Annotated in this window: 22 protein-coding genes; 7 read left to right on the forward strand and 15 right to left on the reverse strand. The window is 58.9% G+C overall.

Annotation, left to right across the window (positions count from 1 at the left end; genetic code table 11):
• Positions 1 to 18 precede the first annotated feature (18 nt).
• Together AAC083_RS10845 and AAC083_RS10850 are read left to right on the forward strand one after the other, a co-directional pair.
• Entirely contained in the window at positions 19 to 726 is a 708-nt protein-coding gene (locus AAC083_RS10845; protein ID WP_108536586.1) for a GntR family transcriptional regulator, read from the forward strand.
• Between the two features lie 342 nt (positions 727 to 1068).
• Positions 1069 to 2295, forward strand: a complete 1227-nt coding sequence (locus AAC083_RS10850) for an aromatic amino acid transporter (protein ID WP_108536587.1) — start codon at positions 1069 to 1071, stop codon at positions 2293 to 2295.
• Between the two features lie 383 nt (positions 2296 to 2678).
• On the opposite strand, the gene AAC083_RS10855 is transcribed toward AAC083_RS10850, so the two are convergent.
• The 5 genes from AAC083_RS10855 to glyQ all read right to left on the reverse strand — a co-directional run bounded on the left by AAC083_RS10855 (position 2679) and on the right by glyQ (position 8608).
• The gene (locus AAC083_RS10855; protein ID WP_108536588.1) at positions 2679 to 3629 is read right to left on the reverse strand and encodes a transposase; all 951 of its coding nucleotides are present in this window, start codon (positions 3627 to 3629) and stop codon (positions 2679 to 2681) included.
• A gap of 151 nt (positions 3630 to 3780) precedes the next feature.
• The gene (locus AAC083_RS10860; RefSeq protein ID WP_108536589.1) at positions 3781 to 4161 is read right to left on the reverse strand and encodes a hypothetical protein; all 381 of its coding nucleotides are present in this window, start codon (positions 4159 to 4161) and stop codon (positions 3781 to 3783) included.
• A 650-nt stretch (positions 4162 to 4811) separates the two neighbouring features.
• Positions 4812 to 5375, reverse strand: coding sequence for a hypothetical protein (locus AAC083_RS10865; protein ID WP_258224657.1), 564 nt, complete (start codon positions 5373 to 5375; stop codon positions 4812 to 4814).
• 230 nt (positions 5376 to 5605) lie between these two features.
• Entirely contained in the window at positions 5606 to 7675 is a 2070-nt protein-coding gene (glyS, locus tag AAC083_RS10870) for a glycine--tRNA ligase subunit beta (protein ID WP_108536590.1), read from the reverse strand.
• Between the two features lie 9 nt (positions 7676 to 7684).
• On the reverse strand, positions 7685 to 8608 hold the full coding sequence (gene glyQ / locus AAC083_RS10875) for a glycine--tRNA ligase subunit alpha (RefSeq protein ID WP_005339464.1): 924 nt from the start codon (positions 8606 to 8608) through the stop codon (positions 7685 to 7687).
• A gap of 221 nt (positions 8609 to 8829) precedes the next feature.
• Here glyQ and AAC083_RS10880 point away from each other — a divergent pair, with 221 nt between their 5' ends.
• Positions 8830 to 9405, forward strand: a complete 576-nt coding sequence (locus AAC083_RS10880; RefSeq protein WP_108536591.1) for a DNA-3-methyladenine glycosylase I — start codon at positions 8830 to 8832, stop codon at positions 9403 to 9405.
• A gap of 71 nt (positions 9406 to 9476) precedes the next feature.
• Here AAC083_RS10880 and AAC083_RS10885 read toward each other — a convergent pair whose 3' ends face one another.
• Positions 9477 to 9632: a hypothetical protein gene (locus AAC083_RS10885; protein WP_258224658.1), complete on the reverse strand. Its 156-nt coding sequence runs from the start codon at positions 9630 to 9632 to the stop codon at positions 9477 to 9479.
• Positions 9633 to 9647: 15 nt separating this feature from the next.
• On the reverse strand, positions 9648 to 11513 hold the full coding sequence (locus AAC083_RS10890; RefSeq protein WP_258224659.1) for a methyl-accepting chemotaxis protein: 1866 nt from the start codon (positions 11511 to 11513) through the stop codon (positions 9648 to 9650).
• Between the two features lie 251 nt (positions 11514 to 11764).
• On the opposite strand from AAC083_RS10890, the gene AAC083_RS10895 reads away from it, so the two are divergent.
• On the forward strand, positions 11765 to 12421 hold the full coding sequence (locus tag AAC083_RS10895) for an OmpA family lipoprotein (protein ID WP_108536592.1): 657 nt from the start codon (positions 11765 to 11767) through the stop codon (positions 12419 to 12421).
• A 175-nt stretch (positions 12422 to 12596) separates the two neighbouring features.
• On the opposite strand, the gene AAC083_RS10900 is transcribed toward AAC083_RS10895, so the two are convergent.
• Together AAC083_RS10900 and tusA are read right to left on the reverse strand one after the other, a co-directional pair.
• A complete protein-coding gene (locus tag AAC083_RS10900; RefSeq protein ID WP_108536593.1) occupies positions 12597 to 12944 on the reverse strand; it encodes a RidA family protein in 348 nt (115 codons plus the stop codon).
• 19 nt (positions 12945 to 12963) lie between these two features.
• Positions 12964 to 13209 (reverse strand): sulfurtransferase TusA, encoded by a 246-nt coding sequence (gene tusA, locus AAC083_RS10905; protein WP_108536594.1) that lies wholly within the window; start codon positions 13207 to 13209, stop codon positions 12964 to 12966.
• Between the two features lie 171 nt (positions 13210 to 13380).
• Between tusA and AAC083_RS10910 the strand changes: the two genes are divergently transcribed.
• Entirely contained in the window at positions 13381 to 13572 is a 192-nt protein-coding gene (locus AAC083_RS10910) for a hypothetical protein (protein ID WP_042036104.1), read from the forward strand.
• Between the two features lie 75 nt (positions 13573 to 13647).
• Here AAC083_RS10910 and AAC083_RS10915 read toward each other — a convergent pair whose 3' ends face one another.
• From AAC083_RS10915 to AAC083_RS10940, 6 genes are all read right to left on the reverse strand, one after another.
• Positions 13648 to 14886, reverse strand: coding sequence for an ABC transporter substrate-binding protein (locus AAC083_RS10915; protein ID WP_108536595.1), 1239 nt, complete (start codon positions 14884 to 14886; stop codon positions 13648 to 13650).
• Between the two features lie 4 nt (positions 14887 to 14890).
• Positions 14891 to 16336, reverse strand: coding sequence for an ATP-binding protein (locus tag AAC083_RS10920; RefSeq protein WP_042036106.1), 1446 nt, complete (start codon positions 16334 to 16336; stop codon positions 14891 to 14893).
• A gap of 51 nt (positions 16337 to 16387) precedes the next feature.
• Positions 16388 to 17110, reverse strand: a complete 723-nt coding sequence (locus tag AAC083_RS10925) for a response regulator (RefSeq protein WP_181364720.1) — start codon at positions 17108 to 17110, stop codon at positions 16388 to 16390.
• 286 nt (positions 17111 to 17396) lie between these two features.
• Positions 17397 to 18560, reverse strand: a complete 1164-nt coding sequence (gene fadA / locus AAC083_RS10930) for an acetyl-CoA C-acyltransferase FadA (protein WP_042036108.1) — start codon at positions 18558 to 18560, stop codon at positions 17397 to 17399.
• Between the two features lie 21 nt (positions 18561 to 18581).
• Positions 18582 to 20729 carry a fatty acid oxidation complex subunit alpha FadB gene (fadB, locus tag AAC083_RS10935; protein WP_108536597.1) on the reverse strand — a complete coding sequence of 716 codons (2148 nt, stop codon included), beginning with the start codon at positions 20727 to 20729 and terminating at the stop codon, positions 18582 to 18584.
• 204 nt (positions 20730 to 20933) lie between these two features.
• Complete coding sequence (locus AAC083_RS10940) at positions 20934 to 22871, reverse strand: acetoacetate--CoA ligase (protein ID WP_108536598.1); 1938 nt, start codon at positions 22869 to 22871, stop codon at positions 20934 to 20936.
• A gap of 190 nt (positions 22872 to 23061) precedes the next feature.
• On the opposite strand from AAC083_RS10940, the gene pepQ reads away from it, so the two are divergent.
• Together pepQ and AAC083_RS10950 are read left to right on the forward strand one after the other, a co-directional pair.
• Complete coding sequence (gene pepQ / locus AAC083_RS10945; RefSeq protein WP_108536599.1) at positions 23062 to 24384, forward strand: Xaa-Pro dipeptidase; 1323 nt, start codon at positions 23062 to 23064, stop codon at positions 24382 to 24384.
• Positions 24384 to 24721 (forward strand): YigZ family protein (locus AAC083_RS10950; RefSeq protein WP_258224661.1); only part of this gene is annotated, 338 nt, incomplete at its 3' end. The genes pepQ and AAC083_RS10950, both read left to right, overlap by 1 nt.

Here is a 24721-nt window from a genome sequence, read left to right on the forward strand (position 1 = left end):
GTTGAGAGAGGTCTAGCAGTGATCTATAAATCGGTGGCGGATCGGCTGCGTATCCGGGTCAATGGCGCGGATTGCCGGGTGGGAGACGTATTGCCGAGCGAGAAGATGCTGGCGAGCCAGTTTGGCGTGTCACGGATGACGGTGCGCAAGGCGGTGGACATGCTGATCGAATGGGGGCTGGTGGCGCGGCGCCACGGCAGCGGCACCTATGTGACCAAGAAGGATGTTCAGCATGAGACCAAGGGGTTGAGCGGCTTTACCGAGCTGATGCGCGATCAGGGCCGGGTACTCACCAGTCAGGTGCTGGAGTTTCGTACCATGCCGGCCCCGCCTGCGATTGCCAGCCAGCTCAGGGTCAAGGTTAACGAGCCCGTCTATTTCTCCAGCCGGGTGCGTTCTGTGGATGGTCGGGCCCTGCTGCTGGAGGAGAGCTACATGCCGGTGCGACTGTTTCGCACCCTGTCGGTGGCTCATCTGGAGGGCTCCAAGTTTGCCTATATCGAGAATGAGTGCCAGCTTCCCATCGCTGGCAACTACGAGAGCTTCAGCGCCGTGCTGGCCGACCGGCAGATGGCCGAGTTGCTGCATATCGAGCAGGGGGCGCCCATCCTGCGGCTGACCTCCCTCTCTTATGGCGAGAACGGGGAGTTTCTCAACTACTCCATCATGTTTCGCAACGCCAACGACTATCACGTTGACTACCATCTGCGCCGTGCTCGCGACTGACCCCGCCGCTGGTGGACCATGCCGCTGTCCCGGCCATCGCACAGGCAGCACGCCCCCCCCCCGTCACCGAGGGGGTGTTTGTGGGCCCGGATCGGCCCGTTTCGGGTCGTGTGGGTGACCCAAACCGGCAAGCGGATTTGATACCGGGCGGGCTGGAGGGTAAAGTCGCCACGGCGAAACGGTGGACAGGGTGCGTCAGCACACTGATATGCCGCCGGGTATCGGGTTCATTCCCTTCGCGAGAACAACAAATCGTCCCCTGTCATGGGCAGGGCGAACGTCAGGGCGCAGCCGTGGCTGCGCCATTTTTTTGCAGTGAGAACAGGGTAGGAGAAGTGGAATATGGGGCATAAGCCATCGTTGGTGGGCGGGGCATGTATCATTGCCGGCGTCTGTGTGGGGGCCGGCATGCTGGGCTTGCCGAGTGCCGGGGCGGGTGCCTGGACCATCTGGTCCATCCTGGCCATCACCCTGACCATGGTGGTGATGACGGTCTCCGGCTGGATGCTGCTGGAGTCCTATCAGGGCTACCCGCTGCGCGTGTCGTTCGATACCGTGACCCGAGAGCTGCTGGGAGAGAAGGTCAACGCCCTCAACAACCTCACCGTCTACTTCGTCGGCGGCATACTGCTCTACGCCTACATCACCTCGGCCGGTCTCATCATAGATGGCATGACCGGCATCGGCAGTCACTGGGGATCCATCCTGTTCACTCTGGGTTTCTCCGGATTGGTGTGGCACTCGACCCGGGCGGTGGATCGCATTTCGGTCGTGCTGGTCATCGCCATGGGGCTGAGCTTCGTGTTCGGCATCTCGGGGTTGTCGCTCAACATCAAGCCGACCCTGCTGTTCGATACCCTGAGCCAGCATGCCAGCTATGCACCCTATGCGCTGGCCATGCTGCCGGTGGCGCTCACCTCGTTCGGTTATCACCACTCGGTGTCGTCCATGCGCGCCTACTACGGTGAGGAGCGCCGCGCTCGTTACGCCATCCTCGGTGGTACTGCCATCGCGCTGCTGTTCTACCTCATCTGGCTGGTGAGCGTATTTGGCAACCTGCCGCGCAGCGAGTTCGGGGCTGTGGTGGCACAGGGCGGCAACGTTGACGTGCTGCTCAAGGCGCTGGCCTCGGTGATAGAGTCAGAGGCCGTCGCCAATGCCCTCAACCTCTTCTCCATGGCCGCCATCCTCTCCTCCTTTATCGGGGTCGGTCTGGGGGTGTTCGACTATCTGGCGGATTTGTTCAAGTTTGACAACAGCCATCAGGGCCGCGCCAAGTCGTGGGCTGTCACCTTCCTGCCACCGCTGCTGCTCTCCCTGCTGTTCCCGTTCGGCTTCCTGATGGCCATTGGTTACGCCGGCGCCGTGGCGACCCTCTGGACCTGCATCATACCCGCGCTGCTGGCCTGGAAGGTACGCGCCGGCAAGCGTGCTCAAAGCGGTAAAGGCGATGGCTTCCGCACGCCGGGCGGCCTGCCGATGATAGTGGGCGTCTTGCTGTTCGGGGTGCTGACCGCGCTCTTCCATCTGCTCAACATGGCGGGTCTGCTGCCTGTCTATACCGGCTGAGTTATATAAAAAAACAGCCCGCCCGCCATCACCGGCGGCATACAGCAAAACGGCGCCTTGGGGCGCCGTTTTGCTGTGGAGTGGTTCTCACATATCACCCCCATCCAGCCCAAGTTGTGCAAGGGAAGGATTAAATTTGGATAGTTAAATTTGGACACCCACCTGATGATTAAATTTGGACACCCACCTGACGGAAAATGACGAATAGCTTGGGAGGCTCCATTCGTACGCAGGCTGGTTTAGGGGTTGGAAGGCATGAAACAGCAATGGGAGTACAAGCTGTGAGCCTGAGCGAGCGTCAGTGGCTGCCAGTTGGCAATCAGTGCCTGTACAGCGTCAACGAGGATTGCTGATGGGTGGTGAACGCACGAGGCTTTCCGGTATCAAGGATTGGGCTGATAACATCGCGTCTGGCCACAATGCGCGGCGTAGCGCTGGCAGCAAATCTTGTCGCCAATCGCCCGGATACCGTGACGCCGAAACAGGGTGACTTGCCCCAACCATTGCCCCTCTTCTATGCCCAGGCGCTGCAGCACAGGTGCGAGATGGTGCGGGATATGGCCACGCTTATCCAGACGAATTACGCGTCCTGTCCAATCCACCAGTGCCAGATAATCGGCAAAACTGCAGGGGAGTTCTTCGGGCTTGCCTTCTCTTGCAAAAGGCAACAGCAAGGAGGCTGGTGCGGATAAATCAGCTGTCTGTTCAATCCGTCGCTGGATGCTGGTGAAATCGCTCTCCTCCGGTGTGGTGGCGATGCCAGCCCGGATGGGATTGAGGTCAACATAGGTCATGCAGGCCAGCAGCGCCGACTCGGTGAGCAAAGCCTGGCTTTTGAAGCGTCCTTCCCAGAAGTGGCCCTTGCAGCCATCTTCCTGATTGGCCTGGCGGGCCAGCGACTCGTTCAGCAAGCGCACCAGCCAGCTGATGGAATAGAGGCGTTCCCGCCACTGAGCTATCAGCTGATGCACAACGTCCAGCTCGGGTTCTATCAGTTCATCTCCCTGATACCAACGACGCACCAGCAAGGGCCACTGAAACAGACGGAACCAGCGTTCAGCCACCTCTCGTTCACTCCATTCATGGGCAATATGGGCCTGCACCTTGAGTACCAGATGATAGTGATTGCTCATCACTGCATAGGCGCAGACACCGATGGCAAAGACCTGCGACAGCTGGTCCAGTTTGTCGGCCACCCATTGGCGTCTGTGCTCGTAGCTTTGGCCGGAATGATCATCCTGGCCACAGAGAAAAGCACGCCGAACGCAGCGGCTGACCACGTGGTAGTAAGGCGTATCTGCGAGGCTGATCTGGCGTGAACGGGCGATGGTCATGGCGGCTCTCTCCTCGGGGCTCCCGGTTTAAGGAAAGTGGAGGGGGAGTGAGTTGTCAAAGCTGGGTACAGGTGGGTGTCCCAGCTTTGTCCCCCAGCTTTGTCCCTCCCAGCTTTGGCTATTGCCACGCCTCGCTCATATAAGGGGATGGTTAAGGGTAACGACTGCGAGTAATTTTCAACTGGTGAATCCCAGTGGAACATTGAGCGTCATTACCCCATGCACTGATTGGAAGGCCACGATCAAGCGCCATCAGTGCCATATCAAACATGCCCTTTCCGGGGTAGTCATTCAGATTTTTCAAGACATGGAAGCTCGTCTTGCCATTTTCATAATTTTTTTCCCATGAAATGACGACTGCATTCCCTATGTCGGGGCCACCACTGGCCGATAAAATATAACCAGCATGAACATCTGTTAAGGTGACTTCATCAAGACATTTTACATCGAATTTATAAGCGGCCAATGTACTAGTAGAGAAGATAATCGCTGATGCTGATAAGGCTGCTAGTGTGACGAATTTCAATTTCATTTAACACATCTCCATATTGTGGGTGTCAAAATCAAAATACGGACGTGAGAGAAAAACTCCACATTTATTTAAATTTTAATAAAGTGGTTAGGGTTGTTAAAAATTCAATTTAAAGGATTTTTTGAGGTAATCAAAGGTGGTTCTATTCTTAAGTCATTGATATTTAATGGATTGTTTTTTAATGGAAAAATTAGCTTTCTCTATCCAAGCAGGGGGGGGAGGGTGATGTAAAATGGAAGTTATTTCTTGAGCTGCCCGAACAAATTGGTTGAAAGGTGTACCCTTAAAGGTTCGACCTCAAATAGAGGGGGGGATGTTCATTTATTTATATTTATGTCATATAGCGCCAGAAGCCATTCTTTTGAACGCTTAATAAACACCCGGGGGACAGCAGCAGGCTGATATCTGCTACTTGCAGGAACAGGTGGCTCAGGTTGTTAAACTGGGCCAGACGGTCAGTCTTGAGGGCTTCGTCGTCATCACGATTACCTTATTGAAGAAGGCATAGACCGGCTTGAACAGGGCGGCAACCTGGGTGTTCAACGTCGAGCAGTAAATAGATGGGTGTCCCAGCTTTGTGCCGGAGAATCCATTTACGCTAATGTACGATTATGCCTGACGGCTAATCGAACCTACGGTCATTTTTAGCCTTATTTCATTTTTATTGTCTTGCCTAGCTGTTTTTGAAGTGAGCTCATTGCCTTGTTTGTTTTATCGAACAAATATTCTTCAAGCACCACTATACATTTTTTGTATTCCTCATATTCATTCAGCGGAATAGCAAAGGCGTACCTATGTGACAGGATAAACTCTTCTTCTGTCTCTTCAATATCGAGAAGGGCCTCATCGAGGCCTGACATATCGTTGTGGGCCGCAAATGTGTTCCGAAGCGCCATGATGCGATGATGAATGGGGAGCAAATCACCTCTATCCACAAAAACGTGTTTTTCTTCTAATTTGCTGCGACCCTTCCCTGCTGCTGCGAAACACTTGCCATACGACAATAGAAAGGCTTTAAACAATGCCAGCTGAGTTAACAACTCTTCCATTGAGGATTTAGGACCTATTCTATGGGTATTCTCTGCGAGTTCCAGAAAGCTCTTAGCCTCAAAAGCTTGCATCATCAGAAAAGTCCATTGATCCATAATCCAAAATCGCGGATCGATCTCGATAGCTTTTTGATTGGTGACTTCAGCGCTGGCTAATTGTTTCATTTTTTAGGGCTAACCGTGATTAGATGGGAGATGTACCTGATCCGATAATATAGTTTTCCGTATAATTTCTCACCTTCCTTATTAACTATTATGGAAAACTTATAAGATAGGTGTGGAAAATCCATCTATATCATATTTTGGTTATCCAGGTCGCGAGGTAGGAATACCGAGCATGCGGTGGTAGAAAATAAAAAAGGCACCATAAGGTGCCTTTTTTGATACAGGCAGTGTTACTGCAGCAGGGAGATATCCGCCACTTGCAGGAACAGGTTGCGCAGGTTGTTCAGTAGCGCCAGACGGTTGGCCTTGAGGGCCTCGTCTTCTGCCATCACCATCACCTCGTTGAAGAAGGTATCGACCGGCTCGCGCAGGGCGGCCAGACGGGTGAGGGCAGCCTGATAGTCACCGGCCGCGAACAGCGGGGCCAGTTCGCCTTGCAGGGCAGCAACCTGGGTGGCCAGCGCTTTCTCGGCGGCATCGACCAGCAGTTCCGGTTTGACGGCAGTCGGCAGTTCGCCTTCGACCTTGGCCAGAATGTTGCTCACGCGCTTGTTGGCAGCAGCCAATGCCAGTGCGGCATCCAGCGTGCGGAAGTGGCTGACGGCCTTGACGCGGCGATCGAAGTCGAGCGGACGGGTCGGGCGGCGGGCCAGTACGGCCAGCACCACGTCGGCACCGATGCCTTCGTCCTGATAGGCGGCGCGAAAGCGGCCCAGCATAAAGTCGACCACGTCAGTAACGACGGTGTTGTTGGTCAACTTGTCGCCGTAGACGCGTACCGCTTCTTCAACCAGTTCAACCAGATCCAAGTCCAGCTGCTTTTCGGTCATGATGCGCAGGGCACCGATGGCGGCGCGGCGCAGGGCGAACGGGTCTTTGTCACCTTTGGGCAGCATGCCGATGCCGAAGATACCGGCCAGGGTGTCGAACTTGTCGGCCAGCGCGACGGCGCAGGCTTCCAGAGCGGACGGCAGGGCATCACCGGCAAAGCGCGGCATGTACTGCTCGTTGAGGGCCACGGCCACCACTTCGTCTTCGCCATCGTGACGGGCGTAGTGCATCCCCATGACACCCTGGGTGCTGGCGAACTCGCCGACCATGTTGGTCATCAGGTCACACTTGGAGAGCAGACCGGCACGCTTGGCCTGAGTCACATCGGCGCCGATACGCTCGGCGATAAAGCCGGCGACGGTCTCGATGCGCTCGACCTTGGCCTTGACGGTGCCCAGCTGCTGCTGGAACAGCACGGTTTCAAGGCGCGGCAGGCGGGAGGCCAGGGTCTGCTTGAGGTCGGTCTTGAAGAAGAACTCGGCGTCAGAGAGACGGGGGCGCACCACCTTCTCGTTGCCGCTGATGATCTGGCTCGGGTCTTTTGACTCTATGTTGGTGACGAAGATGAACTTCGGCAGCAGCTTGCCGTTCTTGTCGTAGACCGGGAAGTACTTCTGGTCACCCTTCATGGTGTGAACCAGCGCTTCAGCCGGAACGGCCAGGAACTTCTCTTCGAAGTTGGCAGTCAGCACCACCGGCCACTCGACCAGTGCAGTCACTTCTTCCAGCAGGGCGTCGTCCAGATCGGCAACGCCACCGAAGGCGGCAGCGGCCGCTTCGGCGTCAGCCTTGATCTTGGCCTTGCGCACCATAAAGTCGGCCACTACCTTGCCTTTTTCCAGCAGGATCTGCGGGTACTGGCTGGCGTTGTCGATGGTGAATTCGCTCTCGCCCATAAAGCGGTGACCGCGAAGGGTGCGGGCAGAGTCGATACCCAGAATGGTGGCGGGAACCAGATCCCCATCCAGCAGCAGGGTCACGGTGAACACCGGACGCACGAACTGGATGGTCTTGTCGCCCCAGCGCATCATTTTCGGGATGGGCAGCTTGGCCAGTGCAGCAGCAACCAGCTCACCCAGCAATTCTTTAGCCGGACGGCCTTCGACCTTGGCGGTGTGAACCAGCCACTCACCCTTGTCGGTGACCAGACGCTCGGCTTGAGCAACAGTGATGCCGTTGCCACGGGCCCAGCCTTCGGCAGCCTTGGTCGGCTTGCCTTCAGCATCGAACGCTTGAGAGACGGCCGGGCCGCGCTTCTCGACGCTCTTGCTCGGCTGTTCGCCAGCCAGCTCGCTCACCTTGAGCGCCAGACGGCGCGGTGAGGCAAACCACTCGACACCGGCGAAGGCCAGATCGGCCTTGGTCAGCTCAGCTTTGAAGTTGTCGGCAAAGGCTTCGGCCAGGGAGCGCAGGGCTTTGGGCGGCAGCTCAGCCGTACCGATCTCTACCAGAAATGTATGTTGTGCCATGTCCGTTCCTTAACCTTGCTTGTTCTCACTGCGCTGACACATAGGGAAGCCCAGCGCTTCGCGGGAGGCGTAGTATGCCTCTGCCACGGCCTTGGTCAGGGTGCGAATGCGCAGTATGTAGCGCTGACGCTCGGTGACCGAGATGGCCTTGCGGGCATCCAGCAGGTTGAAGGAGTGAGCGGCTTTGAGGATGCGCTCGTAGGCAGGCAGCGGCAGCGGTTTTTCCAGTGCCAGCAGGTTCTGGGCTTCCTTCTCGTACTGCTCGAAGCAGTGGAACAGGAACTCCACATCGGCGTGTTCGAAGTTGTAGGTGGATTGCTCCACTTCGTTCTGGTGGAACACGTCGCCGTAGGTGGTCTTGCCCAGCGGGCCGTCAGACCAGACCAGATCGTAGACGCTGTCCACGCCCTGAATGTACATGGCCAGACGCTCGAGACCGTAGGTGATCTCGCCGGTGACCGGCTTGCACTCGAGGCCGCCAACTTGCTGGAAGTAGGTGAACTGGGTCACTTCCATGCCGTTTAGCCACACTTCCCAACCCAGACCCCAGGCACCCAGGGTCGGGTTTTCCCAGTTGTCTTCCACGAAGCGGATGTCGTGGATCTCGGGATCCATACCCAGCTCTTTCAGGGAGCCCAGATAGAGTTCCTGAATGTTGTCGGGGGAAGGCTTGATGATCACCTGGAACTGGTAGTAGTGCTGCAGGCGGTTCGGGTTTTCACCGTAGCGGCCGTCAGTCGGACGGCGGGACGGTTGCACGTAAGCGCAGGCGATGGGCTCCGGGCCCAGGGCACGCAGACAGGTCATGGGGTGGGAAGTACCGGCACCCACTTCCATATCCAGCGGCTGAATAATGGTACAGCCCTGGCGGGACCAGTAGTCCTGCAGCTGCAGGATCAGGCCCTGAAAGGTTTTGACATCGAATTTTTGCATAATTTTTTTCGCGCGAAATGAAAATCAGAGCAAGATTTGCTGAATGTGAACCGAGGGAGTATACCGTCTGGCATGGTCGGATAATAGGCGAAATTGCAGGGGATTCAGGGATTGCGCTGCGCCCTGGCTGGTCGGGCGGGCTGTCCGGTATATGATGTGAGCAGTGCCGCCTGCTGAGTGGGCAGGGTCAGGGAAACCGCTGAAATCACAAGGGAGAGGAAATGGAACTGCGCTGCGCATGGGTGACCAAAGACCCGGAATACATTGAATATCATGACAAACAGTGGGGCAGGCCGGTGTATGACGCCCGCGAGCTGTTTGCCAAGCTCTGCCTCGATGGCCAGCAGGCGGGGCTGTCGTGGATCACCATCTTGAAGCGCACCGCGAGCTACTACCGCGCCTATGCTGACTTTGATCCTGTGCTGATCGCCCGGTTCGACGAGCAGGATGTGGAGAGATTGATGCAGGACACCGGCATTATCCGTAACCGGCTCAAGGTGCAGTCGATCATCAGAAATGCCCGCGCCTATCTGGCGCTGGAGGCCGAAGGCGTCGACTTTGCCGATTACCTGTGGGGCTTTGTCGGTGGTACTCCCATGGTCAACCAGCGTCAGGGCAACGGCGATATTCCGGCCACATCAAAGGAGTCAGATGCCATGTCCAAGGCGCTCAAGAAGCTCGGCTTCAACTTCGTCGGCAGCACCATCTGTTACGCCTTTATGCAGGCAGTGGGGATGGTGAACGATCATCTGGTCAGCTGTCCTTGCCATGTCGAGTGCCAGCACTCCCTCCATTAATCCCGCCAACAAAAATGCCAGTCCATTGCTGACTGGCATTGGCTGACGCCGCTAGCGTGGTGAGGGGGCGCTTATGCCATCCCCGCCTTGATCATGCAGGCGCTCTCCTGCGTGCCCACCCTGAAGATGCGATCGAGCAGCCCGTTCTTGAGGAAGATGATCAGCTCCCTGTTGCGCTCCTGTTCGTCGCCACCTTGGCGGCGGATCCGGGCTCCCTGCGCGGCCAACAGCCTGACATCCTACTACTTGTGGCGTTGCAGTTCGGGGTAGCAGGCCTGCTCCATGCTTTTCTCCTCATCGGCAACGTGCTGGGTTGCCAGCTTGAGCAGTTCGTCCAGCCGCTGTTTGCACTGCTGGGGTGAGCTGTTGTCACGGATGGCGTGGTAGAAGCGGTTTATTGCCTCGAACAGCCCCTGATGTTGGCGATCCACGCTCGGCACATTGACCATGAAGGAGTCGTTCCAGTGCTGCGGGTCGTGCTCGCGACCATTGAGGGGGCTCGAGCTGACTTCGAACTGATCGCTGACAAGACGAATCTCCTCGTTCGCTTGGTTGAGATCCCGGGTATGGGTGCGGCTCTCGTGCGAGAGGTCCAGACATTCGCGGGCGATGTTGGCGACCAGCATGACGTTGCGGTTGGTCTCTTCGGTCACCTTGGCCTGTTGCTCTGCTGCGGTGGCGATCTGGCCGTTCATATCGGCAACCCGGGTGATTGCCTCGACGATGGCGTTCAGCGTCTCGCCGGTGCCGGCCGCCTGATTGACCGCCTGTTCGCTCACATTGCGGGTGGTATGCATGGTGTTGACCGCGTGGCGGGTATTGTTCTGCAGCGCCTCGATCCGCTGCTGGATATCAACGGTAGCCGCCTGGGTACGGATAGCCAGCTGGCGTACCTCATCAGCCACCACCGCAAAGCCGCGCCCCTGCTCGCCGGCACGGGCTGCCTCGATGGCGGCGTTGAGTGCCAGCAGGTTGGTCTGTTCCGAGATGGTGCGAATGACCTGCAGTATGTTGCCTATCTGGGTGCTCTCCTGATCCAGCTGGGTTACTTCACCGGCGGATTGCTCGATATGGTCGGCGACCTGACGGATGAGGGCGATGGTCTGGCTCACCTGTTGCTGGCCATCGTGGGCTTGCTGTTGGGTGAGCAGGGTATCCTGACTGGCCTGCTCGGTGTTGTGCTCGATGTTGTGGACGGTTGCGGTCATTTCGTTGATGGCCGTCGCCAGCATGTCGGTGTTTTGCTGGGCTTGCTGCATGCTGTTGAAGGTGCTGCCGGAGTGATCCATCAGCAGTGCCATCTTTTCATGGGTCTTGTGGGAAACCTGCTGCACCGAGCCAACCAGGCCGTCGATATTGTCGAGGAAGCGGTTGAACACCCTGGCCAGATAGGCAAATTCGTCCTGCCCCTGAATGTGCAACCGGAAGGTGAGGTTGTGGCTGCGATTGGCCAGCTCGACCAGCTGTGTCATCAACTGCTGCAGTGGTTTGACGGTTTTGAGGTGGATCAGCAGCAGCATCAGCAGGATAACGGCCAGGCTGACGGCCAGCAGTGTCATGTCCTGACTCTGCAGGGCATGGTTCTGGTTTTCGATAGCCAGCTCCTGCTGCTGTAGTTGTTGCCGCTGCTGCTCGAGCGCCTGTTCGACCGTGCTGGCGATGTTGCCGGTCAAGGCATCGAACCCCTGATCCGGTTCCTTCATCAGGCGGTTGCCCGCTTCGCGTCCCTCTTTGAGGTAGGCATCGACCATCCGCTTGCCCACTTCCAGCTGGCGCGCCAGTTGGGGTGACAGAATGCTTTGCAGCTGGGGCAGGGTGTCGAGCTGCTGACGAGCTGCCTGTGCATGCTGTTCTGCTTCACTGATGGAGTTTTGCTCCCCGGACACGGCCGCATCGGTGAGGAATTGTTGTACCTGGGTGGTGTGGTAGCGCAGCTCCTGCAGCGCTATCTGGACATTGGTGATCTTGATGACTTCCCCCGGTAACAGGCCGAGCTGGCTGGTCAGGGTACTGCGCCAGATGTTGCTCAGCACCATGGTCAGCAAGATGATGAGACTTGCTCCCAGCAGCAGATGCCGGATCGAAAGATTTCGAAGCAGTGAAGACATGGAACCCTCTGATGCCTTATTGATAGTGGGTTCAATAGTAGTCAATGGAGCCACACTACGGCCTGCCTTTCATCACAACTCCGGTGTCTTTATCGGGTTTTTCCCGCTGGTTCAGGGGCGATCCAGTTCAATGGTCGATACTGCTTTTTTCTGCCTTGGGTGACTCTCTTGCTTCTGACGTCACACCTTGGCACACCTCTGGGGTAGAATGCCGCCCTTTAATTTATCGCGTTGTTTTTGAGGTTTTTTTCATGCATTTCAAGACTCTGGTTCCCGCTGTCGCCTTGACCCTTGCCCTGACCGGTTGTACTACCAATCCCTATACCGGTGAATCCCAGACCTCCAAGGGTGCCTGGGGGGCGCTGGCTGGCGCTGCGACGGGCGCCGCCGTGGGGGCGCTCTCCTCCAGCAAGGGTGATCGCAAGAAGGGGATTCTGACTGGTGTGGCCGCCGGTGCCGCCCTGGGTGGCGGTATCGGTTACTACATGGATGTGCAGGAAGCCAAGCTGCGCGAGAAGCTGCAGGGCACTGGCGTCAGCGTGACCCGCAATGGCGACGAGCTGATCCTCAACATGCCGAACAACGTCACCTTCGACAGCTCCAGCGCCCAGCTGAAAGCGGCTGGTGCCAATACTCTGTCCGGCGTGGCCATGGTGGTTGCCGAGTTCAACAAGACCCGCCTGAACGTGGTTGGTCACACCGACAGCACAGGCTCCCGTGATCTGAACATGAGGCTCTCCGCCCAGCGCGCCGACGCCGTTGCTGCGCAGCTGATTGGTCAGGGTGTGAGCGGCAGCCGTATCACCACCACGGGTGTGGGCCCGGATCAGCCGGTTGCCACCAACAGCACTGCTGCTGGCAAGGCCCAGAACCGTCGCGTGACCATTACCCTGACCCCGACTGCTTAAGTCGTCCAGGTTTCGGTAACGAAAAGGCCCCGCCAGTGATGGCGGGGCCTTTTTATTGCTGCCGTTGCGAGCAGTGGCGCCCTGTACTTTGCTCCCTTCTCCCCTTGCGGGAGAAGGAACAGACCCGGATCTCGCGACTTCCTCAGCCATCGGTCACGGTATAGCATCGCGCAGTTTAGACGGCCGCAGTCAGCTGGATTTCAACCTTGTAGCCTTCGTGGGCCAGGCGGGCCTGCACGCAGGCACGAACCGGTGCGGTACCCGCCGGGATCCAGGTATCCCACTGCTCGTTGAAGGCGGTGATGTCTGCAATGTCCTTGAGATAGATGTTGGCCATCAGGATCTTGTCGACCCCGGAGCCATTGGTTTCCAGCAGGCGCTGCAGGCTAGTCAGCACTTCGCGGGTCTGCTGGTGAATGTCGGCCTCTTCGCTCACGGGGACTTCCACCACATAGAGGGTGCCGTTGTGAATGACCACGTCTGACCAACGCTGGGTGGTGCCGACTCGGGTAATGGCTGTCATGTTTGCTCCGAAACTGGGCTTATTGACCCTTGCGGATCAGATAGCGGTAGGGGGTCTGCTCTGTCTCGCTGGCGATCAGGGTGTGATCCATGAAGCGGCAGAAACTGGGGATGTCGCGGGTGGTTGAGGGATCGTCGGCGCTGACCAGCAGGGTTTCCCCTTGTGCCATCAGCCGCACTTTTTTACGCACCATCATCACAGGCTCGGGGCAACGAAGCCCGATTGCGTCCAACTCGTGAGTTGCGTCGCAGAATAAAGCACTCATCAATAATTAACCTTCAACCAATTCAGCTGCCAATGATACTCACGGCGAAAAAATAATCAAATAACCGGGTCAGGAAGCAGCATATGTAACCAAAGTGCTATCTGGCCCTATCTAGTCCCCGTCTTGTGAGTAATATAAAAATTGAACCATATTCGACAAGGAGGTGTGAATATGCAGGTCTCCTACGGCAGATTGCAAGCCTACGCAGGCATGGGGTTCTTGGCTTTCGCCATGATAGTGATGGGCAGCCCGATCGGTAACACTGGTACCTGGTTCGGTTCCATGGTGATGATCGGACTGGGGCTCTGGATCGAGCTCAGCGATTACTACGACGAAGATGAGGACGAGAACGACAACACTTAGCTCCCGGATTTCTCCCACAACGACAAAGGCGGATGCATCATCCGCCTTTGTCGTTTCTGGCCGTTGGGAAAGGGACTAGCGGGTCGAGCGCATGGCCCGCTCCAGACGCAGCGCCGTCTGCTCCGGATTGGCGTTGGGGTCGTTGAAGAAGTTGCTCAGCACATCGAGGATTGCCTGGCGCATATTGGTCGGCGTTGCCATTCCTTCCGCCATGCTGGGCAGCAGGTTGCCCTGTTTTTCCGCGAGCAGGAAATCCTGATAAGAGTGAACGGCGCAGCGGTCGAACTTGCTCATATCAGGGTTGGTCAGCGCCGGGATCGAGCCTTTCACCCGGTTGAACGCCTCCTGAAATTTCGGCGTCATCAGTAGCTGAGCCAGATCGCCCTGCGCCTGTAGCTGGGCGGGATCCCGCTGTTTGAACATGGCGATGGAGTCCAGGTTATAGCTAAACAGCCCGGCACTGCCCGGGCTCGGCAGGCACGCGATAACCTCACCCGGTCGGTAGTTGCCTGCGCTCAGCTCTCCCTTCACCCAGTCACCCATCACCTGCATGGCAGCGCCGCCGCTCTCCAGCAGATTGGTGGCCTGATGCCATTTCAAACCGGCGTATTTTTGCGGCACGTAGGCGCGCAGTTGCTGGAAGCGAGTCAGCACTCGCACCATGTCGGGACCGGTCAGGGTCGCGCTGTCTTGTTCGAGAAACGCCTTGCGATAGAACTCTTTGCCGCCCTCGCCCAGCGCCACCGTTTCGAACAATACCGCCAGTTGCCAGGGCTCGTTACCGATGGCGAGCGGTGTTATGTTTTGCGCCTTGAGCCGTTCGGCCACGGCCACGAACTGGTTCCAGTCGGTGGGCGGCGTCAGCCCCTGATCGTCGAACAACTTGCGGTTGAGCCACAGCCAGTTGACGCGGTGGATGCCGGTGGGCACCGCCATCAGGGCGCCATTCTGGCTGAGGGTTTCCCGCACCATGGCGGGCATTTTGGTGTACCAGCCGAGGTGTTCGGCCATGGGGCTGAGGTCGCGCAGGAAGCCGAGCCCGGCCCACTCCCTCAGCTCATAGCCCTTGAGGTGTGCCGCCTCCGGCGGATTGGCTGCCAGCGCTCGGCTTTTCAATACCGTCATGGCGCTCTTGCCGCCGCCGCCCTGCACTGCGAAGTCGTTCCACTGGTTGCCTTGCTCGGTCCACTCCGATTTGAGCACTTCCACCGCGTTGGCTTCGCCACCGGATGTCCACCAGTGCAGCACCTCCACTTGGGAGGCGCTCACCGGTAGTGATAACAGGGCGATGACAGAAAAAGACAACCACTTCATAAGGTTACTGCCTTGGTAGAGATAGCGTGGCTTGGAGGCCACCTTGCGGGCGATTTTCCAGCACCAGATCGCCGCCGTGGGCGTGGGCTATGTTGCGGGCTATGCCCAGACCAAGGCCGGAACCGGCCAGATCCGTGCTGAGCCGGTAATAAGGCTCGAAGATGCGCTCGAACTGATCGTCCGGCAGGCCTGGCCCCTCATCCATGATGAACAGGATCAGCATCTCTTCGTCGTCCATGAGGATGATGCGCACCTTTTGGCCGTACTTGATGCCGTTGTCTACCAGATTGCCGATACAGCGCTTGAGGGCCAGCAACTTGCCGCGATAGGGCCACTTGCAGTGCCCCTCGATAGTCAGTCGCTCGTCGTGCAGGTTCATCGACTCGGCCATCTGCTCCAGCAGGGCATTGATATCGATCTCTTCGATGTTCTCGTGGATATCTGTCTCTTTTACCGTCTGCAGCGCCCCTTTTACCATCAGCTCCAGCTCGTCGAGATCCTTGTTGAACTTGCTGATCTGCACCTCGTCATCGAGCAGTTCGACCCGCAGCCGCAGCCGGGTGATGGGGGTTTTGAGATCGTGGGAGATGGAGCTGAACAGCCGCTCTCTATCATCGATATAGCGGCGGATGCGGTGTTGCATGATGTTGAAGGCGCGAGTGGCCGCGACGATTTCGGAGGCGCCCTCCTCCTTGAGGGAGGGTTGGTCGATATCCTTGCCGAGATTAACGGCGGCCTTGGCGAGGCGGCGCAGCGGGCGGGTCTGCCAGCGCACCAGCATGAAGGTGAAGAAACAGAGGAACACCGTCATCAGGGCGATGAAACGCACCTGATTGCTCGGCATGACGGTATCGTCGAGGGTCATGTAGGGGGCGGGCAGCAGAGCAGCCAGATAGAGCCACTCACCGGGCTCTATCTCGATCTGGGTCACCAGCACGGGCGGGTTGAGCGGCTCCAGCGATAGCGTATAGCGGGCCCAGGAGGAGGGCAGATCCGCCAGCAGGGTGTCGTTGTTGAAGACGTGCAGCTCTTCCGGGCGGGAGAAGTCCACCTTGATGGCCATGGCATCGGAGAGCTTGCGGGTCAGCACCCCCTGCACCTCTTTCAGCACCAGCGTTTTGCGCTCACTGTCGGGGATGGCGCTGATGTGGATCTCTTCCTCGTTGAGTGACACGAAGAAGCGACTGCCCCCCATGTTGCGCAGCTGATCCAGTGCGATGTGGCGGTACTGCAGCGGCAGCGACTTGAAGAAGTTGACGGTAGAGGCGGCCGACAGCGCCAGGTTGCGGGTGGTGCTGATCATCCCCTCCAGCTCCCGTTTCTGGATCTGTTGCATCCAGATGCCGGTCAGAATGGTCTGGGAGAGCAGGATGGCGAGCAGCAACAGCAGCAGCATTCGCGACAACAGGGAGCGGGGGACCAGCGTCCGCCAGAACCAACCGCTGCTCATGGGATCTCGCGCCTTGTGCCGATCAGCATGCTGTTGCTACCTTTTTGCCTTTCATGGGATCTCGTGCACTTCTGCGATCAGCATGTAGCCACTGCCGCGGATGGTTTTGATGATGCGCGGACTCTTGCCGTTGTCACCCAGCTTCTGACGCAGACGGCTGATCTGCACGTCTATGCCGCGTTCCATCGGCAGGCTTTCGCGGCCGCGGGTGGCATCGGAGATGGTATCGCGATCCAGTACCACACCCGGCTGTTGCAGGAACATGCCGAGCAGCAGGGCATCGCTGCCGGAGAGATCCAGCAGGCTGCCATCGTCGTGGGTCAGCTGGTGGCTCAGGGTGTCCAGGGTCCACTCGGCAAAACGCAGCCGGCGGCTCGGTTCTTTCTCTTTTTCCGGCTGGCGGAATTCGGCGCGGCGCAGCAGCGCCTTGATGCGAGCCTGCAGCTCGCGCGGGCTGAACGGCTTGGCGATATAGTCGTCGGCGCCGAGTTCGAGGCCGATCACCCTGTCCGCCTCATCGGAGGCGGCGGTCAGCATGATGATGGGGACCTGGGAATCGCGACGTATCTGTTGGCAGAGGGTAAAGCCGTCGTCACCTGGCATCATGATATCGAGAATAATCAGGTCCGGGTTGTGCAGGGCGAGCTGCTGGCGCATTTCGTTTCCTTCCGCCGCTGTTAATACCTGGAAACCCGCCCTGGTCAGGTATTCATTGAGCAGCTCGCGGATCTCTTGGTCGTCGTCGACGATCAGCAGTTGTTTGCTCGTTGACATATGTATGTGCATCCACCCATTTTTTTGTGCAGATTGAACCTGTCGGGGGAGCAAAAAGCAAGCAAGCCCCCCATCTAATGTGAGGTTATGGGCATTATCCGCCCATATAGCGCCATTTAAATAAAAAAGGCCGACCCAAACGGGACGGCCAACACGCAGATTCCGACGACAGGAGATCACCCCGTGTGGCGATCTCAACAGACTCAATGACGGGCCGGCAAGGTCGGCCCCAAAAGAGAGTATTCTGGCTCGCCCTCACTGTCGCGGTGAGGGCGAGCCGTTTACATCACACCCGTTCGAATACGGTGGCGATGCCCTGACCCAGACCGATACACATGGTGGCAACCCCCAGGGTGGCATCCTTCTCCTCCATCAGATTGATGAGAGTCGTGGAGATGCGCGCACCGGAGCAGCCGAGCGGGTGGCCCAGCGCAATGGCGCCGCCGTTCAGGTTCACCTTCTCTTCCGCTACGTCCAGCAGCCCCAGGTCCTTGACGCAAGGCAGTGACTGGGCGGCAAAGGCCTCGTTCAGCTCGAACAGATCGATATCACCGACAGTCAGGCCGGCACGTTTGAGTGCTTTCTGGGTGGCCGGTACCGGGCCGTAACCCATGATGGCGGCATCGCAGCCGGCGATGGCCATGGCGCGCACCTTGGCGCGGGGCGTGAGGCCGAGGGCCTTGGCGCGATCCGCACTCATCACCAGCATGGCGGCGGCGCCGTCGGACAGGGCCGAGGAGGTACCGGCGGTCACTGTGCCGTTGACCGGGTCGAACACCGGGCGCAACTGGCTCAGGGTGTCGACCGTGGTCTCCGGGCGGATCACTTCGTCGTAGTCGTAGAAGAAGCGGGCGCCGCTGGCGTCATGCCCTTCCAGACCGACGATCTCTCTGGCGAAGCGCCCTTCCACGGTCGCGGCATAGGCGCGGCGGTGGGAGCGGGCGGCAAACTCGTCCTGCTGCTGACGGCTGATGCCGTGCAGCTTGCCCAGCATCTCGGCAGTCAGCCCCATCATGCCGGAGGCTTTCGCCACCGACTTGGCCATGCCGGGGTGGAAGTCGACGCCGTGGCTCATGGGCACGTGGCCCATGTGCTCGACGCCGCCGATGATGAAGATATCCCCATCACCTACCTGAATGGCGCGGGAGGCGTCATGCAGCGCCTGCATGCTTGAGCCGCACAGGCGGTTGACGGTGACGGCCCCCACCTGTTTCGGAATGCCAGCCAGCAGGGCCGCGTTGCGGGCGATGTTGAAGCCCTGCTCCAGAGTCTGCTGCACGCAGCCCCAGTAGATATCCTCGATCTCGTTCGGGTCGAGGTTGGGGTTGCGCAGCAGGATGGAGCTCATCAGGTGCGCGGACAGATCTTCTGCACGCACGTTGCGGAAGGCGCCGCCCTTGGACCGGCCCATGGGGGTCCGGATACAGTCGACAATGACTACGTCTTTCATGAATGGATCTCCTTTCCGCAATCAGTAGAAGGTTTTGCCCAGGGCGGCCATGTCACGCAGCTTGTCGCTGACGCGGTAGAGCGGGCCCAAATCGGCATACTGGTCGGCCATGGCCACGTAGCGATCCAGACCAATGGTGTCCAGATAGCGGAACACGCCACCACGGAAGGGAGGGAAGCCCAGACCGTAGACCAGCGCGATGTCGGCTTCGGCTGGCGTGGCGACAATGCCCTCTTCCAGACAGAGCACCACCTCGTTGATCATCGGGATCATCATGCGAGCTATGATGGCTTCCTTGTCGAAGTCCTGCTTCGGCTTGGCAATGGGGGCCAGCAGCTCGTAAGCGGCCACATCGGCCACCTTCTTCGGCTTGCCCTTCTTGTCCTGCTCGTAGGCGTAGAAGCCCTTGCCATTCTTCTGACCGAAGCGGCTGGCGTCATACATCACGTCGATGGCGGTGCGGCCTGCCTTGCTCATGCGCGCCGGGAAGCCTTGCGCCATGACGTCACCGGCATGGTGACCGGTGTCGATGCCGACCACGTCCAGCAGGTAGGCGGGGCCCATGGGCCAGCCGAACTCCTTCTCCATCACCTTGTCGACGGCGGCGAAGTCGGCGCCATCGGCAACCAGCTTGTTGAAGCCGAAGAAGTAGGGGAACAGCACCCGGTTGACGAAGAAGCCCGGGCAGTCGTTGACCACGACCGGGGACTTGCCCATGGCGGCGGCATACGCCACCACGCGGTTGATGGTTTCATCTGAAGTCTGCTCGCCGCGGATGATCTCCACCAGAGGCATGCGGTGCACCGGGTTGAAGAAGTGCATGCCGCAGAAGTTCTGCGGGCGCTTCAGCCCCTTGGCCAGCAGGGAGATGGGAATGGTGGAGGTGTTGCTGGCGAGCACGGCGTCGTCACTGATAATGCCTTCCACTTCGCCCAGTACGGCGGCCTTCACCTTGGGGTTCTCGACCACGGCTTCGACCACCACATCCACATGCTTGACGTTGTCATAGCTCAGGGTCGGGGTGATGGCAGATAGCACCTGGCCCATCTTGATGCCGTCGATGCGGCCCTTCTCGAGCTGGCCGTTGAGCAGCTTGGTGGCTTCGCCCATGCCCAGTGCCAGCGCCTTCTCGTTGATATCCTTCATCACTGCCGGAATGCCCTTGCTGGCAGACTGGTAAGCGATGCCACCCCCCATGATGCCGGCGCCCAGCACGGCGGCGTGGCTTGTGGCCTTAGCTGCCTGCTTGGCAGCCTTCTTGGCCAGCGTCTTGATGTGCTGATCGTTCAAGAAGATACCGACCAGCGCCTTGGCGACATCGGTCTTGGCCAGCTTGATAAAGCCTTGTGCCTCGACAATGAGCGCCTCATCGCGGCTCATGCCGGCGGCGGCTTCGACGGTTTTCACCGCCGTCATGGGGGCTGGATAGTGCTTGCCCGCCACGGCGGCAACCATGCCCGCAGCGGTGGTGAAGCTCATCATGGCTTCCAGTTTGGAGAGGCGCAGCGGGGCTTTTTTGGCGGCGCGACGGCTTTGCCAGTCCAGCTTGCCCGCGATGGCGTCTTTCATCATCTGCAGCGCGGCGCTGTGCAGCGCGTCCGGTGCGACCACTGCATCGATGGCGCCCACCTTGAGGGCATCATCAGCACGGTAATCCTTGCCGGTGGTGATCCACTCCAGCGCGTTGTCGGCACCGATCACCCGCGGCAGACGGACTGTGCCGCCAAAGCCCGGCATGATGCCGAGTTTGGTCTCGGGCAGGCCAATCTTGGCGCTGGTGTCGGCCAGACGGAAATCGGTGGAGAGGATGGTCTCGCAGCCGCCGCCCAGGGCGTGGCCCTTGATGGCAGAGAGGGTCGGCACCGGCAGATCTTCGATGGCGCTGAAGATGTCGTTGGCTTTTTTCAGCCAGCCGAGCAGATCTTCTTGCGGCAGATCGAACAGTTCCAGGAATTCGGTAATGTCGGCGCCGACGATAAAGGCGTCTTTGCCGGAGGTGAGGATCAGGCCCTTCAAATCGGCTTGTTGCTGTAATGCGGCGATCGCTTCGCTCAGTGAGAGCAGGGTAGCGCGATCCAGCTTGTTGACTGAACCCGGGGCATCAAACCTCAGTTCGGCAATGCCGTTTTCGAGGTAGCTGACCGACAGGGTTTCGCCTTGGTAGATCATGAGAGTGTCTCCTTGTTCCCACTCGGTGGGGGGTGTTGCTCCTTTATCCCCAGCAGGGGGCGAGGCTCACTATTGATCCAAAAGGAGACATTTTCAACACCTATTTAAAACATTTGTTTAACAGTTCTCGAGTAAAAGCTCCTCATCACAAAACGGGCAAAAGAGAGGCGCCTTGCGGCGCCTCCAATGGATATGAGTTTTGTATCAACAGGCCAGTTCAGGCCGGTCGCGATACTGGCTCAGCACCTCGGGATCGGCGAGGGCATGGGTGTTGTTGACGGGTCTGTTGTGCACCACTTCCCGTACCGCCAGTTCGACGATTTTGCCGGACTTGGTACGGGGGATGGCATCCACCTGCAGTATGCGGGCGGGCACGTGGCGGGCGGTACAGTGTCGTTTGATCTGCTGGCGGATCCGCTCGCGCAGCGGCTCGTCCAGCTTGCAGCCCGCCTTGAGCTTGACGAACAGTACCACCCGCTCGTCCTGCTGCCACTGTTGGCCGATCACGATGCTCTCTTCCACTTCGTCGAGCTGTTCGACGTAGCGGTAGATCTCGCTGGTGCCGATGCGCACGCCCCCCGGGTTCAGGGTGGCGTCAGAGCGGCCATAGAACAGGATGCCGCCGGTCGGGGTCAGCTCGATCCAGTCGCCGTGGCACCAGATGTTGTCGAATCGCTCGAAGTAGGCGGCGTGGTATTTGTCGCCGCTGTCGTCCCCCCAGAAGGCGATGGGTTGGGCCGGGAACGGCTTGGTGCAGACCAGCTCGCCCTTTTCGCCCTGTACCGGCTGGCCCGCTTCGTTGAACACCTGTACCGCGAGACCGAGGCCACGCCCCTGACTCTCGCCACGATAGACAGGGCTGAGCGGGTTGCCGATGACGAAGCAGGAGCAGATGTCGGTGCCGCCGGAGATGGAGCTCAGTTGTACATTTGTTTTGATCTGCTGGTAGACGTAGTCAAACCCCTCAGGCGACAGCACGGATCCGGTACTGCAGATCAGCCGCAGCTGTGGCAAGTCGTGGGTGTTGATGGGGGCATAGCCCTGCTTGTGCAGCGCATCCAGATACTTGGCCGAGGTGCCGAACAAGCTGACCTGCTCATCGCGCGCCAGATCCCACAGCACGTTGCCGTCCGGATAGAAGGGGGAGCCGTCATAGAGCACCAGTGTGGCGCCGGAGGCGAGCGCGCTCACCAGCCAGTTCCACATCATCCAGCCGCAGGTGGTGAAGTAGAAGATCCGCTCCCCCGGCTTGGTGTCGCAGTGCAGTTGATGCTCTTTGAGATGTTGCAGCAGGGTGCCACCTATGCCGTGCACTATGCACTTGGGCTTGCCTGTGGTGCCGGACGAGTAGAGGATATAGAGCGGATCGTTGAAGCCCATGGGCTCGAAGCGAAGGACAGCATCCGGCTCGCTCGCCAGCACGTGCTGCCAGTCGTGACCAAGCTGCAGGGGATTGCCGAGCAGAGGGATCATCACCGTCTGTTCTATGCTGTCGAGCTGGCTGACTACGCCAGCCACCTTGGCCTGGATGTCGATGGCCTTGCCGTTGTAGCGATAGCCATCCACCGCAAACAGCACTCGCGGCCGGGTCTGGCCGAAGCGCTCCACCACGCTGGCTTCCCCAAAGTCGGGGCTGGTGGAGGTCCAGATCGCCCCCAGACTGGTGGTTGCCAGCATGGCCACCACGGTTTCCGGGATATTAGGCAGGTAGGCGGCGACCACGTCGCCACTGCTTATGCCCTGGCTGCGCAACCACTGGGCCAGCCTGGCCACCTGATCCGCCAGCTCATGCCAGCTCAGGGTGCGGCTTGGGCTGCCTTCAATGCGGGAGATAATGGCCGGGCTCTCGTCCTGACGGCGCAGCAGGTTTTCGGCGAAGTTGAGGCGGCTATCGGGGAACCAGCGGGTGCGCTGCATATCCTGGCGGTTTTCTGCCACTATGTCCCCCAGCTCGCCCTTGACGCCGCAGTGTTGCCACACCAGCGGCCAGAAGCGGGTCGTCTTTTCCACCGACCACTGGTAGAGCTGGGCATAGTTGTGCAGCTGCAGGCCATGGAAGCGGTTGACCTCGGCCATAAACTGCTGGAGGTTGGATTGTTGAATCCGCTCCTGATCCGGTTGCCACAGGCAAAGGTTGTGCATGAGTAGTCCCTGACTGCATGTATCTACCGGCAGTGTATTGAATTGTTTTTTATTTGTTAATGATTGGTTTTTGTTTCATAACAAAAGCCTTGTAACGTATGCGTTACCTCACGAAGCGATAGCTTGACGGTTCGAGCCCTGATTCGCTTGATGTTATGCTGAAATCACATTTTTCCCGGAGCAGGACGCCATGAGCAGCTACAGCCAACTTTTTGCCCAGCACCTAGATACCTTGCAGCATCGCACCCGCGACATACTGCAACAGCAGGGGCTCAGCGGCCTGGCCATCCACTCCGGCCAGACCCACCGCATCTTCCTCGACGACCAGGATTACCCCTTCAAGGTGAATCCGCACTTCAAGGCCTGGCTGCCGGTGCTGGACAACCCCCACTGCTGGTTGCTGGTGGATGGCGTGAACAAGCCGGTGCTGCTGTTCTACCGGCCAGTGGATTTCTGGCACAAGGTGGCGGACTTGCCCAATGCCTTCTGGGTCGACTTCTTCGATATCCGCTTCTTGACGCGGCCGGAGCAGGTTGCCGATCACCTGCCTGCTGGCAAGCAGGAGTGGGCCTATCTGGGCGGCCATCTCGAGGTGGCCAAGTTGCTGGGGCTGGGTCAGCCGAACCCGGAATCCGTGCTCAACTATCTGCACTATCACCGAGCTTACAAGACTCCTTATGAGCTGGAGTGTCTGCGCGAAGCAAACCGGATAGGGGTGCGTGGCCATGTCGCGGCCAAGGAGTCCTTCATGGCGGGGGCGAGCGAGTTTGAGATCAATCTGGCCTATATGAAGGCGGTCGGGCAGGGGGCCAATGAGGCGCCGTACGGCAATATTGTCGCCATCAACCGCAATGCGGCCATTCTTCACTACACCCATTTGTCTGCCTTGCGGGTGCCGGATGCGGAGCGCCACTCCTTCTTGATTGATGCCGGGGTGGATTTTCACGGTTATGCCTCCGACATCACCCGTACCTGGGCCTGGCGCCGTGGCGAGTTTGCCGATCTGATCGCGGCGCTGGATGCGCAGCAGCAGGAGATCATCGAGGAGATCAAACCGGGTCGGCGTTACAGCGAGTTGCATCTGCAGATGCACCACAGGCTGGCGCGCTTGCTGCAAACGGTCGAGTTGGTGGACATGTCGGTAGACGAGATGATCCACACCGGGGTGACCAACGTCTTCTTCCCTCACGGTCTGGGTCATTTCCTGGGTCTTCAGGTGCACGATGCAGGCGGCTTCATGCAGGACGAGCGCGGCACACACCTGGCTGCTCCCGAGCAGTTCCCCTATTTGCGCTGTACTCGGGTGATGGAGGTGGGTCAGGTGTTCACCATAGAGCCGGGCCTCTACTTCATCGATAGCCTGCTGGCGCAGCTGCGTCAGAGCGAGCAGTGCAAGCGGGTTAACTGGAACAAGGTAGAGGCGCTGCGTCCGTTTGGCGGCATCCGCATTGAGGACAACATAGTGTTGCACGCCAATGGGGTGGAGAACATGACCAGACAAGCAGGGCTTTGATGGCGGCAGCGTACTCCATTCCGGCCGCCCCGCTGGCGGTGAGTGAAGAGATCAAAAAGAGCCGCTTTATCACCCTGCTCGCGCACACGCCGACGGTTGAGGCCGCCAAGGCGTGGGTCAACGAGATAAAGCAGCAACATCCCGGGGCCCGGCATCACTGCTGGGCCTTTGTTGCCGGCGCACCACAAGACAGTCAGGTTTACGGTTTCAGCGACGATGGTGAGCCCTCAGGGACCGCTGGCAAGCCCATGCTGGCTCAGTTGATGGGCTCCGGACTGGGTGAGATAGCCACCGTGGTGGTGCGTTACTACGGCGGTGTGCTGCTGGGCACAGGCGG

Source organism: Aeromonas sp. HMWF014 (assembly GCF_963878295.1).
GTDB lineage: Bacteria > Pseudomonadota > Gammaproteobacteria > Enterobacterales > Aeromonadaceae > Aeromonas > Aeromonas popoffii.